Here is a 12640-nt window from a genome sequence, read left to right as displayed (position 1 = left end):
CTACCCTCTCCTACCTCTCCCTAACCCTCTCCTACGAGGAGAGGGAAAAGAAAAAAGCTAGGGGTGGGTTCTGCAAAAATTGATGTCTGGCGATCAATAATACATATAAACCCGCCTTAACTCCTCAATATTCTCCCCTCGCCTTTTAGGAGAGGGGTTGGGGGAGAGGTCATAACGATAGAATTCTCCACCCGGAAACAGCCCTCCTCGTCAAAGAGCGAGGCGAGTTGAGTGAGGTTAAATCCTCTAGGCTACGTTTGCGGGTTGCTTCTCTAGCGGCACCTCAAACCGTTCACCAGGAGTGGGGTTGAGAACACGGGTAGACAGGTTGTGACGAGCCAATAACGACCGAAAATCCTCAAGCGTCCCGACGGCTTTCAGCAGAGAAACCAATAAACCCTCATAATCGACATCTCCACCTGCGGCCGTTGGTAATATGACTTGCGGCTTCACCCATTCCGCGATTTGTAATGCACTCTTGGTTCCTTTGATAATCGGCCCGATTAATGGTAAAGCTAAGTCAATAATCGGCGTAATCACCACATCAATCGGTGCTTCTTGTTGAAGTGATTTGTCGTGATAGCCGTGAGGTTCATAATAGGCTTTGAAATTTGTTTCTAACTCTCGGAATAAATAACCATTTTCGACTGTTGTCGGCCCGATGGGAGAACCCGGAACGGCTTTGATTTCAACTTGGTTATCCAAAAAATAAGTCGAACCATGTTCTAAGGCTCTGACTTGAGTAAATCCCAATTCTTGAGCGACTTTAGCCGCACTCGGCGAACCCACAACCGGAATCATTTTATCGAGTATTTTTAAGGTCGGAGGATGAGCATGATCTTCCAATCCCTGGGATAATACAATCAGGTCAATATTGGCAGGAGCAGGGCGAGGAGTGCGTTTTTCTCCTTTGAACAGCCAAGCCTGATTCCCAAATACTAACGGCCCAACTAGCCAGGGATCAATCAAAATTTTTTTGTTGGCGATCTCCAATAGCCAAGAGTTACTATCAAACCAAGTCAGATACATCAGATTTTTTGATCAAGATACTATATTCTCTATTGTAATTAACCTTTACATTCTCTGTTGAACGAAAACCAAAAAAGTAATGGGGATGATCTCCAGTGATGACCCCGCCACAGCAACAATTTTGTGAGTCTTACGAGCATTAAACCTCTATTTTTTTTGATTCATTCAGTAGAAATACGGTCTTGAATATTTAGACAAGCTTTGATTAGCTGCTTAAAGTTCCGTAGTCCTACGGATGCTTTTAAGGGGGTTTCTGTTGTAGATTTGCATATAGAACTTATCACTGGCTTCCTTGAGGGTCAACCCGAGTCAGTGACAACTTATTATATTTTGAGGTACTCTCATCATGGATGATCTAGAAGAACTTCTCAGTACATTACCTGAACTTGCTGAAAATGCACAGTTAACTATTGGTGACGCATCTACAATAAAACATGAAATCACTAGACTACAACAGATTGAAAAGAAATTAATCACAATTTATGATCGCTTAGAAATAGCTATAAATGATGAAAAGTTTAATAAAGGATTTATAGGGATATTACCTACTATTGGATCTGTAGCAAGTGTTTTTGTTCCTGGAGGATTCCTAGTACAAACAGCCCTTTCAGCAGGAAGTGGTTTTTTAGCAGAAAAGTTATTTGTTCCAGAGCAGGAAGAGACATTAGCTGATTGGTTAGCAACTGTTAAAGAACTAATAGATTGGTGTCAAATTCTTCAAGAATGGGCAAATGAAATTTTACAGAATAATGAATGTATAGCTTATTTAAAACAAAAAAGCAAACATCCAGGTATAGTTGAACAGGTAGGAAAAATTGATAAGAGCTTGAGGATTCATCTAGAGTTTGGTGAAAAGAGAGCTTTGAAAAAGCAAATTGAGTCCATTAAGTCCGCTCAATCTCAGCTTCAGCAGATTCAACCCGAGTTAGATAGTATTATTCACAACTTCGAGCGAGGTCTTGGATTTATTGAACGTATAAAAGCACTAATTGATTACTGTGGTAAAGCTGGATTCATCATTAAGTGGATTGATGAAGAAAATGGATTAATTATTTCCTATGACAATCAGATTATTACTAGAGAAACCATTTTGGAAAAATGCGAAGATCTCAAGGAAAAAACTGATAATTTAGTTGTACAAGCGAATAAGCTGAGAAGCCAAGCCGAGCAATCCATTCATCAAGGGAAAGAAGAAACACAACAATCTTTAAATCAGACCTTACTCGCCCAAAACAATACTGTTTTTCTCTTGAAGCCTTCTCTATTTTTTTTAACTATCATTGCAGCGATACTAAGCGTTGTGAGTTGGAAAATGGGAGATAAATTTCCTCAACTTCAACAACAATCAAAAACGAATACTTCACCTATAGAAACTGTAGAAGCAAGTTTGATTACAACTCAACCTGCTGTGGCTTCAGTGAATACACAAACTCAAGATACTGCTAACTTTGAAAAATCTCAAAAATTAGCAATGGAAGCTGCTGTGATGGTTCAAAATGCACCTCATCCTTTAGAAGTTTGGCAGCAAGCAGTTAACAAATGGCAAGAAGCAATTAACTTATTAGAAGCCATTCCAGAAAGTTCTTCAATAGCGGTTCAAGCTCAAGATAAATTAGCAAGCTACCGAACTAACTATACTGCTATCAATAATCGATTATTAACAGAACAAAAGGCTGCAAAGAATTTAGAAGAAGCCCAAAAACTGGCTTGGGAAGCTGCCGTTTTAGTTCAAAATCCTCCTCATCCCGAAGAAGTTTGGCAAGCTGCACAATCAAAACTACAGCAATCTATCAGCTTGTTACAAGGAGTTCCTCAAGGTACTTTTGTAAAATCACAAGCTGAAGAAAAAATGGAAAACTACAAAAATAACTATGCAGCTATCACCAAACAACTTGAAGCTGTGCAATCAACACCTTAAGTTGAAATTGAATTTATTAAAAATAGCGATCACATTTTTTATCTATCCCTATAAAGTGCGATCGCTTTCGTTACCCCCTCTATTTGAATTAACAAAAAACCCAAAAAGATGAACTACTCCTTTCAACAAAATTACGCTCAAAACACCAATTTAGACCTCATGTATCCCGCCACTGGAACCCTAGCGGGAGTCGGTTTATCCGCGACAATTGGTAATATGGGTTTAGTCGGATCATTTGGGGGCGTTGCGGTTGGTGCGTTTCCCGTTGCGGTTGCAGGTTCGGTAGTTGGTTTTGCGGTTTATGGTGCAACAGAAGCACTCAAAAATAACGATCCTGTTGCCATTTTTCCCATCGCTACAGGTGCAACAATTGGTGCCGGAATGTTTGGTATTTTTGGCGGAATGGGGTTAGGAGTTGCGGGAACTGCGGTGAGTATTGGCGGTGCAACAATGGGGTTGGCGGGGGGCGTTGTTGGGTTGGGGGTTTACGGTGCTTTTAAAATGATTGAAAAAGTTGATAAAGTGATGCCAGCAGAAACGCCTATGCAAGCTTTTTCCCGCATGGAAGAACGGATAAACGATGCTTATATGGATTCGTTTTTTTATACGGAAGCGTTGCTAGAAGTTGCGGAGTTAATTAATCCCGATCTGGCTTTGGAACAGAAATTTAGAGAGTTAGAAATTGAAGAAGAATTACAACAACTGAAAGCGCAGGTTAAACCGTTACCCAAACTTGAAAACATTAACGTACAAATAACAGTAACGGGTTGGTATGACTGGCATCCTCATCTGGATATTGCACCGAATAGTATAAAACGAGAGTTGGCGAAATACCTTTGTATTCAAATGAAACATTCCGAAATTAAGTTAATGATTTGGAGTATTAAAGAAATCGATGTTCAACCCTCCGCCAAAAATTATTTAGGGAAACAATACAAATCACCGAGTATTTCTAAGATTGTTGAGTTTGAGTTAAAAATTGGCTTAACGTTGTCGGTTCCTGCCGATATTCTTGTATCAGAAAACTTGAACGATATCGTTAACAAACATCTGGAGATAGGCGAACTTTTTAGCTTGGTTAAGGTGGATAAATTTGCTTTAGTTCAAGTCTAATGTTATCAAAATTATCGAGAAATTATCGCTTCGACTTCTTCTAACGCTTGAAAACTGCCAACTTGCCAAGAACGTTCTACCGCAGTTGTAATAATTTCAGGAATGTTGATATTTGGAAAATTAGGGCTAGTTTCAGATTGAATATATTGACTATTTTGAAATAGATAAATGTTCAACTTTCCCTGACTATAAATCCAGAGTTCTGGAACTTCTAGGGCTTCGTAGGCGGCTAACGTTGTTTGAGAAGTGACATCAACTTCTATTGCTAAATCTGGGGGTGGATCGTTCGGTTTGAGTCGCCGACAGTTAATCATTTGTTGATAGTTTTGGATATAAAAACTGGCATCGGCTTCAACTCCGGCTATTCCTTCTTTTTTAAACGTCGTTGAACGAAAAGATTCATATCGTTTACCGAGGGATTTTAACACCATTTTGACAATATCGGAAATAATTTCTGTAGGTTTTTCGTGTTCGGGTAAGGGAACCATAATTTCTAAAGTGTTGTGACTGTAAACGACTCTCGAAGATCGTTTTTCTCCGAGTTCTTGTAAAATCGCTTCAAATTCCTGCCAATTGACGTTAGGAATTGTGATCACACTTCCGGGGGAAAAGTGCATTTGACTAATGGGTTTAACAATAGGAGTTGTTACCGTCATTTTTTAAACCTATCTAATTGTTCTATATTTATTTTAACTCAAACCGAAAAAATAATAACCGAATGTTAAAACAACCGCTTGAGCAATTTATTGATATAATATAAATCAAACTAAAGATTCAAAAGCAAGACGAATTTTATTAGGAGATTATCCCCATGAATTCGACAAGCAGTTTACAAGAAATCGTAACCTCTTTACCGATTTTCAGCGAACCCGAACAAAAAGAAATATTTTTGTTTGTTTTGGGAGCTTTAACAGCGAAGATTATTAGCTTGAGGAAAGCCGCAGAAATGATGAATCTTGATGAGGATGGCTTGTTACAAACTTTAGATTTGTTAGGAATTGAGTTTTCCTATTTGACTCAAGAAGATATTGAACAAGAAAGCATTTGGTAGAAATCGTGAAAATTGTCATCAACTCATCTCCGATTATTTTTCTCGTCAAGTTACAATTACTCGACTTATTTTTAATCCGTAATGATGAGTTTTATATTCCCTCGGGAGTTGTTGAGGAAATTGAGGCAAAAAGTGATGAAGTCAGACAGGGAATTTTACCTTTTATAGAAGCGGGAAAGCTGCGGGTTGTTTCGACTCGTTTATTCACCTTGGTTAACCGTTTAAATCTCAATTTGGGACGGGGAGAATCCGAGGCGATTTCATTAGCAACTGAACTACAAGCTGATTTAATTATTTTAGATGATCGGGCGGCTCGAAGAAGGGCTGTAAATTTGGGGTTAAATGTAAAAGGAACTTTAGCTTTGATTAAAAAGCTGAGTCAAGAAGGTAAAATTACAATAGATAACGTTGATGAACTTTACGACAGACTGCGGCGAATCAACTTCCGAGTTTCTCGTTCCATCTTTGATGCTGTTTTTAAGAATTGTGAACCCTGATTGGCTCTAATTGTTATCCTTTATTTTAACTCAAATTTAAAAAATAATAATCGAGGAATTGCTAAACCCACAGGAATTGCTAAAGTCATTAATACTGCTTTTGTGGCTGCAATAACAGTATTAACTAACAATGACAATTCAGTGGCAGTTCCTAACGCTAAAATCTGAGTTAAACCGCTAATTGCACGAAAAATAAACACGCCTGGAATCATTCCCACAACCGCCCCAAATGCGATCGCAGCAGAAGGGGCTTGATAGCGTCGAGAAAAATAAACCGTCATCACACCGACTAAACTTGAGGCAATTAAATTTCCCCAAACTATTCCTAAATCTAAATTTAAACAGATTTCTCTCATTCCATGACCCACCATTCCACACAACACACAAGCGGCTAACATTTTCTGAGGAACGTTGAAAGCCAGTGCAAAACCCATAGCAACTAACCCCGCAAAAAACATATCTTCAGCGAGGGGTAAACGAACGCTTTTACTACTGGCAGAAATCAATGTTTCTGTTGCACTTGCAGCGAGTAATAACCCAAATGCAATTGAACTCAGAGTAACAAAACTTAAGCCCAAACGGGCGATGCCAATCGTAATATGATTTTCCAACAAATCTAATATAGCATTAATTAAATGAACACCAGGTACTAACATCAACGACGGTACAATTAAACAGAGTTCCGGCGTTGAACTCCAACCCAAACGCACCGCAATACCGCCAATACATCCACCCAAAAATGCCGCTAAAAAGGAAATTAAAAAAGGATTTAGTTTGCGTTTTACTAACTGTTGACGCAATACAACTCCCAGTGCAGTTGCAATAAAAACAATCATAAATGTTTGCCAGTCTGCCCCAAAAAGTTTAGCTAAACTTCCCGAAGTTATCCCCAACATTAAAATCAGTAACCAATGGTTATAATGAGGCAAACCTGCATCAATTCTTTCAAGTTCTTGAACGGCTTCTTCAGGTGTAATTTGTTCTTTTTTAATGGCATCAATAACTCGATACACATGAGTAATGACAGCCATGTTAATATTCATCGCTTGAACATTGCGGCTAAAGCGAGAAATAAAACGATTTCCGACTTGGGCTGTTAAGGTTAAAACTTTGTAGTCTACAAATAGACGAACCTGCCAGTTAAAAACATCAGCAAGTTGATAAACGGCTTGATAAACTCGACCTGTTGCTACACTATTTTGTAATAATAATCGACCACATAAAAGAATTAAATGAAATTTTTGTTCAACCGTAGCTTTTTCAGAATAATTGAGAGAATCCATATCAATAGTCATCGACTTAATATCCTAAAATTAATTAATAAAACTAAGCAAAAATCAAAAAAATGTGATAGAATTAATGCTAGATTAAATAATCTAACCAAGTGTCAATAATATCAGGTGAACCGTACCATTTTCCAGGCGATCGCGGAGAATGCCAAACCCCCTCTAAAGTTACATTTTCAGCCCCTTCTAAATGTGCCGCTTCTACAGGTGTAATGCCATCTCCCCAGGTTTCTCCTTGACCAATCGTAAGTTGATAACTATTGTAAGGAAGCCAAGTTTTAAAGGTTCGTTTCCCATAAACCGCTTTACCTGCAATACAAACATAACGAACCTGAGAATAAAAAGCACCTGGATAGTTATCTTTAACAAAATCTAGATTTTTTTTCGTCCATCGTTCTTGACTAATGTGAGGTGTTCCCAGTGTTATTAAAGTATTAACAACCGGGTACATATTCCACAAACCCATCGTTTCTTCTGTGACATCTCCATGCACAATATAGGGTTTTTCACCGATAAAAATTCTGGCGATCCATCCTCCCGCAGAATGTCCGACGAGATTAATTTGAGGAAGTGAATATTTATCTAAAACCTGTTGAACCGTTGCATTAATTTTCTGCAAAATTGGCACCATCGAACGTCCGCCAATGGTCTGAAACCAATCTCGTTTTCGCAGGGGAACTACAACCGTTGGAATTCCTTGTTGGTTGAGATATTGTGCTAAGAGATAGTAATCTTCAGCACCCGCAAAAAAACCCGGTAAAATGACAGTTGGTAATGGCATTCTGATTTTTGATAGATAAGATAGAACGGTTTGAGATCTATTGAGATTTTAGCGAGATTTTCAAAAAATTGACTGTAAAGAAGGGCGGGTTCACTCAGGTTGTTGGTGAGATGAATAAATCTATGTTTATTGTAAAACCTGTCCCACCCCCATCAACAAAATTAATTAAACATCAGATCATTTATTTTTAGTGTCACCCTTTGATAAAACGCCGACCCAACGTCAGCAGTGATACCGCAAATAAACCTGTAAAATAAGACGGTTCGGGAATCTTTTCAGCAGTTGTAACCGTGACATTATCATCGAGTTCATCGCCTACAGTATTTATGTATTCTAAAGCATCTTGATCGTTGACAACATAAGCTCGTAAAAAAGCCGCACTCCAGCGAGCAATTGTTTCCGTTGCAATTTCCTGTTCTACAGTTGGCTCGTTAACCGCTCGAACCGGATTATTTTCATTGGTAATTCCGTAATGATTCGCCCCTTCTAGTTCAATAAAAAGCTTCGGTGAATTGATTATTTTGTTGTAAGTATCGACCGTTGTACCGGGTCGAATTACTCCATCTTTTGTCCCCAAAATTAATCCTATCGGAGCCTGATTATCAATCGGAGGAACACCAGAAAAACCTAAATCTCTGAGGTTAAAAGCTGCCCCATAAAAAATTCCGGCTTTCAAAGCATCTGGGAAACGATAACTCTCCGTACAAATCCCAACAAAACACTCGTCTTGAAGCGCAGCAATTCCGACTAACCCCCCGAAAGAATGCCCCAATAAACCCAAAGAATTCGTATCAAGTAAACCCGCTATTGGTGATGTGGGATTATTGTTTTCTATAGTCATAAAATCCAACACCGCAGGAACTTGTCCCTGTTCTGATGCCAGACCTGTTAACTCCACACCTCCAGGCCCTTGTAACGTCCTCAAATTGTTAGGAACAACGACAGTAAATCCATAACGAGCCACGAGACTGGCATAATTACTATAGTCGGCTTTATCAACCAAAGCCCCTTGTAGTAATAAGGCTATTGGAGTTGATACAGTGGGATCGGAAACAACGGGATAGTAAATATCAGTCGGATCGCCGTCAATTACAGTAGAATATTGGCGAACTTCTGAATATATTGGTTCTCCGGTAAAGGTTGTTGCTTGAACAGAATTGTTCGCTGATGATAGGAATAGTAAAGCAGATCCGATAACAGAAACGGGGTTAAAAAGGGTGATTTGTGGTTTATTCATCTGAGTTTAACCAAAAATTATTCAATGAAGTTTTCAGGTGTATTGCTTTGGTGTAACAAAAATTATTTTTAGAGCAGCACCTGGGGTCTTTGAACGAGCGATCGCCGTCCCTATATTACGGGTTAATCTGGAGATTAATCTTAAAAATTATCAGTCAACTTTATAAATTCTGTCAAGCAGGACGATCAGATTAGTATTTGAGCTAGAGAAGTAGCAAATCAATTTTTGCTCAAAGATTAAAAATTCAACTATTCTTCTAAATCTCCCTCGTAGGTAATGCGATCAGATTTATAACTGAGTGGTTCTACATGAATTACAGTTCTAACCGGACTAAAATGTTTTTCGAGTTGAGCTTCTACTTGTTCAGTAATATTGTGAGCAGATTTGACATCATCCGCTTCAACAATCATGTGCATTTCAATAAAAATCTGCCGACCGACAACTCCACGAGAGGCAATATCATGGCAATTAATAACACCCGGAACTCTCATCGCTAATGCTCGAATTTTTTCAGGTGGAATTGCCATCCGATCTGTTAACCAAGGCAAATTTTCTTTGAGAATTTCCCAGGCACTATGAAACACTAAAACTGCAACGGGAAACGCCATTACTACATCTAAAGCTTCTAATTGAGGAACATTCCATTTTCGGCCGAGCCACACACCAATTAATCCACCAATTACCATTAAAGTAGTCCAAATATCACTCATAGTATGTTGGGCATCGGCAACCAAGAACGAACTCCCAAGTTTTTGACCCATATAACGTTCATAGTAGGCGACAAAAATGTTAATTCCTAATACAATTAACAAAATCCAGAGCGCACCCGAATCAATATTGATCGCATCTCCACCCACAAAAATGCGTTGAATTGCACTACTGAGTATTTCAAAACTAGCAATAGATAGAAAAACCGTCACCGCCAATGCACCCAAAGCATCAAATTTTTGATGTCCATAGGGATATTCGCGATCAGGTTCGGGAGAAGCAAATTGATTGGCAACTAAACCAATAATATTATTGGCTCCATCTGTTACACTATGTAGCGCATCAGCCAGTAAACTTAGAGAGCCAGTCAGTAACCCTAAAGTGGCTTTAATCGCCATAACAACGATATTCAGCACTAGAGTGAGAATGAGAACTTTGCGAATTTTTGGACGATTATCAATAACCATAATATCTCCTTTGTGTCAATAATTTTGGATGTATCTCTAGTTTATACAAATAATAGCAATTAGAGCTACTTCTAAGGGAATAGCTTTGATTAGTTTTAAGAATTTTTCTCAATAATTAATAAGACGAATTGATTGATATTTAGTAAACCTCAAATTTAAAAAGCTGAAATTAACGGATTAGAAAGGGATTATTTCTAGCAAACAATATTCTTTGCTCGGTATTTCTCAGTCCTGTACTTGCAAATATTATCTGTAACTCTATCTGTAACCAGCCTTGAGCTTTCAGTCAATCCCAGATTTTTGAGAAAATTGAACGAAACTAATCCGCCTGATGAACGTCAAGTGTATCACCTCTGTTGCATCCGCAGTCCCCAATTCTCTTTTTTTCGCTAATTAGTCCGGAATTTCTTCCATGACACCTGCATCAAACACATAGAGACCAACGAGTGTGACGAAATAGGGGAGGGTGGTTCCTCCCTCTTTCTAATCTCTAAGCGCTCAAACCGTTATAGATTAACGGACAGAACTCGGCTATTCCAGGGTAATTATCATCAGGATTTCGATGCAGTTGAGAACAGAAACAACATCTATCACTCAATCTGAAATCGAACCCTATAACACTGTTCATCGATTGGAATTGAGCTATAAATGTTTAATATTTTTGATAACGTTCTGAATTTTTTTAAAGGGAATTGGCCTGTATTTGAACCCCTAGTGAAAGTTCTATTCCCCGGTTATACTCCATTAATTAATGCAGCAGAACCGATTGCTGATCTACTGATCAAGACTTTGTTTTCCAAAGAAAAGACCGGATTTAATTCCAGTCAACTCATTCAAACTGAACCCGAAATTCTTGAGATTCAGAGTGATTCTGATTTTCTCAGTGATTACCAAACTCGAATGAACCGTTCTATCGATTCTATCGATTCCTCTAAATTATTTCTACTGACCAATGAAGCGGATATTTTAGCGCCTGCGGGTCTGGAAATGGAACCTCCCGCAACGGGTGAAATCAAACCGGAGTGGACCGCAGAAAATCCCGGTGGAATTTTAGCTTTAGACGGTGATGATTTCCTGATGGCTTCTGTTGAGATGGATGTCATCAATGGAAATCTAGGTGATGATACAATTGCAGGTTTAGACGGTGATGATGTTCTCCGAGGAGGTAAGGGAAATGACGTCATGGGAGGGGATTTAGGTAACGATTTAATCAACGGAAATCGAGAACGTGATCAAATTTGGGGGGGTGAAGGTGATGATATTATCCGAGGGGGTAAAGATAGCGATACTTTGTATGGAGGCGAAGGAAATGATCTCTTAATTGGAGATTTAGGGATTGATATTTTAACCGGGGATGAAGGTGCGGATCGATTTGTTCTCGCAGGAACCAATACTGAAGCTGATGTGATTACGGATTTAAACACCGCAGAAGGGGATCAGATTTTAATTGTTGCGAATTTTGGGGGTGAAAATATTACGGTGAGTTCCTTTGATTCTACTAATATTACCTCAAATCTTCCTATTGATGTTGATAATATTAAAGGCACTCTCATTCAAGAAACACAAACCGGAAATGTTTTGGGAATTGTGACTGATATCACTGACATCGAACAGGTAAAAAATGCAATCACTTTTGTAAATCCCGATGACCCAATGTTAATGCTTGGTTAAGTTGCCGGATCTGACTGCCTCCAAGCTGTAAACCTGACTCAAATACTCCCAAAAACTGCATAAGTGTTGTGGCGTGAGACATATGTAAAAGTAGAGTCGTAAAACGCTCAACCTGATTATCTTTATATTAACTTGAGGCTGTAGTTTTTGGGGTAAGTGTTCTGCCCTGGAGGTGATCCAAAATGCAAGTAAGATGGAAAAAACTAATTACTAAAACCTTGATTTGGCTACTTGCTGAACTCTTACTCAACTTGATTGGACTTGACGATTTAGCTGACTACAGTGAGTTTCTTTTCGAGAGAGATGTGATTATTCTCAAAGCTTAATGAAAATAGGTAGACATCAATTTTAGATCATTAATGTCTACTTTTATATGATCAACGATATTTATAATGAGTTGGTCACACTCACTTTAGATTTGGCATTGACGACAACTTTTGAACTCAAAACTAGATCAATTAATTCAGTCGTCCGTTGTTGGTGGCTCTTGGCATTTCTTTACTTATCTTAAATCACTTCATTGAAAATCGCAACCCTAGAATTAAAATTCAACTGAGTTTTTAGACATCAGATTAATTCTGAGACCATTTCTTGTATAAATCACTGCAAAAATACAAAAAAAGAGACTGGAAACATTTTCCAAATCTCTTTTGGTCTATCTACTCCACATTATTGAGAGAAATGAGAGCTTTGCGACTTAAACCCTTTGATGTCTCTAGTATGGCTAATTTTCTACCCGACTAACATATATAAAGTTAGTCTCTTACAACAAACTCTAATCAAAAAATTTTACACAAACTTTAAAAACCTATTCTCAACTTTTACAAAACAGTCTTGACTTCAAAAAATATTCACTAAGCTGCTTTACAAAATCTTTATAAA

12 protein-coding genes are annotated in these 12640 nt (G+C 38.3%); 6 read left to right on the top strand and 6 right to left on the bottom strand.

Features of this window, described 5'->3' with window-relative positions:
- Positions 1-246: 246 nt before the first annotated feature.
- Entirely contained in the window at positions 247-1029 is a 783-nt protein-coding gene (locus tag L8106_RS16790; protein ID WP_009785568.1) for an MBL fold metallo-hydrolase, read from the bottom strand.
- A gap of 346 nt (positions 1030-1375) precedes the next feature.
- On the opposite strand from L8106_RS16790, the gene L8106_RS16785 reads away from it, so the two are divergent.
- Positions 1376-2947, top strand: coding sequence for a hypothetical protein (locus tag L8106_RS16785; RefSeq protein WP_009785567.1), 1572 nt, complete (start codon positions 1376-1378; stop codon positions 2945-2947).
- 108 nt (positions 2948-3055) lie between these two features.
- Complete coding sequence (locus tag L8106_RS33065; protein ID WP_009785566.1) at positions 3056-4060, top strand: hypothetical protein; 1005 nt, start codon at positions 3056-3058, stop codon at positions 4058-4060.
- Positions 4061-4071: 11 nt separating this feature from the next.
- On the opposite strand, the gene L8106_RS16775 is transcribed toward L8106_RS33065, so the two are convergent.
- On the bottom strand, positions 4072-4716 hold the full coding sequence (locus L8106_RS16775; RefSeq protein ID WP_009785565.1) for a Uma2 family endonuclease: 645 nt from the start codon (positions 4714-4716) through the stop codon (positions 4072-4074).
- A 155-nt stretch (positions 4717-4871) separates the two neighbouring features.
- Between L8106_RS16775 and L8106_RS16770 the strand changes: the two genes are divergently transcribed.
- Positions 4872-5111, top strand: coding sequence for a hypothetical protein (locus tag L8106_RS16770; RefSeq protein WP_009785564.1), 240 nt, complete (start codon positions 4872-4874; stop codon positions 5109-5111).
- A gap of 5 nt (positions 5112-5116) precedes the next feature.
- A complete protein-coding gene (locus L8106_RS16765) occupies positions 5117-5608 on the top strand; it encodes a DUF3368 domain-containing protein (protein WP_039896550.1) in 492 nt (163 codons plus the stop codon).
- Between the two features lie 20 nt (positions 5609-5628).
- Here the strand turns inward: L8106_RS16765 and L8106_RS16760 are convergent, their stop codons facing one another.
- From L8106_RS16760 to L8106_RS16745, 4 genes are all read right to left on the bottom strand, one after another.
- Positions 5629-6903, bottom strand: coding sequence for a threonine/serine exporter ThrE family protein (locus L8106_RS16760; protein ID WP_009785562.1), 1275 nt, complete (start codon positions 6901-6903; stop codon positions 5629-5631).
- Positions 6904-6970: 67 nt separating this feature from the next.
- The gene (locus L8106_RS16755; protein WP_009785561.1) at positions 6971-7675 is read right to left on the bottom strand and encodes a triacylglycerol lipase; all 705 of its coding nucleotides are present in this window, start codon (positions 7673-7675) and stop codon (positions 6971-6973) included.
- 193 nt (positions 7676-7868) lie between these two features.
- A complete protein-coding gene (locus L8106_RS16750) occupies positions 7869-8912 on the bottom strand; it encodes an alpha/beta hydrolase (RefSeq protein ID WP_009785560.1) in 1044 nt (347 codons plus the stop codon).
- A gap of 248 nt (positions 8913-9160) precedes the next feature.
- Entirely contained in the window at positions 9161-10087 is a 927-nt protein-coding gene (locus L8106_RS16745; protein WP_009785559.1) for a cation diffusion facilitator family transporter, read from the bottom strand.
- Positions 10088-10735: 648 nt separating this feature from the next.
- Here L8106_RS16745 and L8106_RS29725 point away from each other — a divergent pair.
- Together L8106_RS29725 and L8106_RS33060 are read left to right on the top strand one after the other, a co-directional pair.
- Entirely contained in the window at positions 10736-11758 is a 1023-nt protein-coding gene (locus tag L8106_RS29725; RefSeq protein ID WP_009785558.1) for a calcium-binding protein, read from the top strand.
- Between the two features lie 182 nt (positions 11759-11940).
- Entirely contained in the window at positions 11941-12084 is a 144-nt protein-coding gene (locus tag L8106_RS33060; protein WP_009785557.1) for a hypothetical protein, read from the top strand.
- The last annotated feature ends 556 nt before the right edge of the window (positions 12085-12640 follow it).

The sequence above is a fragment of the Lyngbya sp. PCC 8106 genome, assembly GCF_000169095.1.
Classification (GTDB): Bacteria; Cyanobacteriota; Cyanobacteriia; order Cyanobacteriales; family Microcoleaceae; genus Capilliphycus.
The sequence above is the reverse complement of the archived record's forward strand: the minus strand, read 5'-3'. Positions and strand labels throughout refer to the sequence as shown.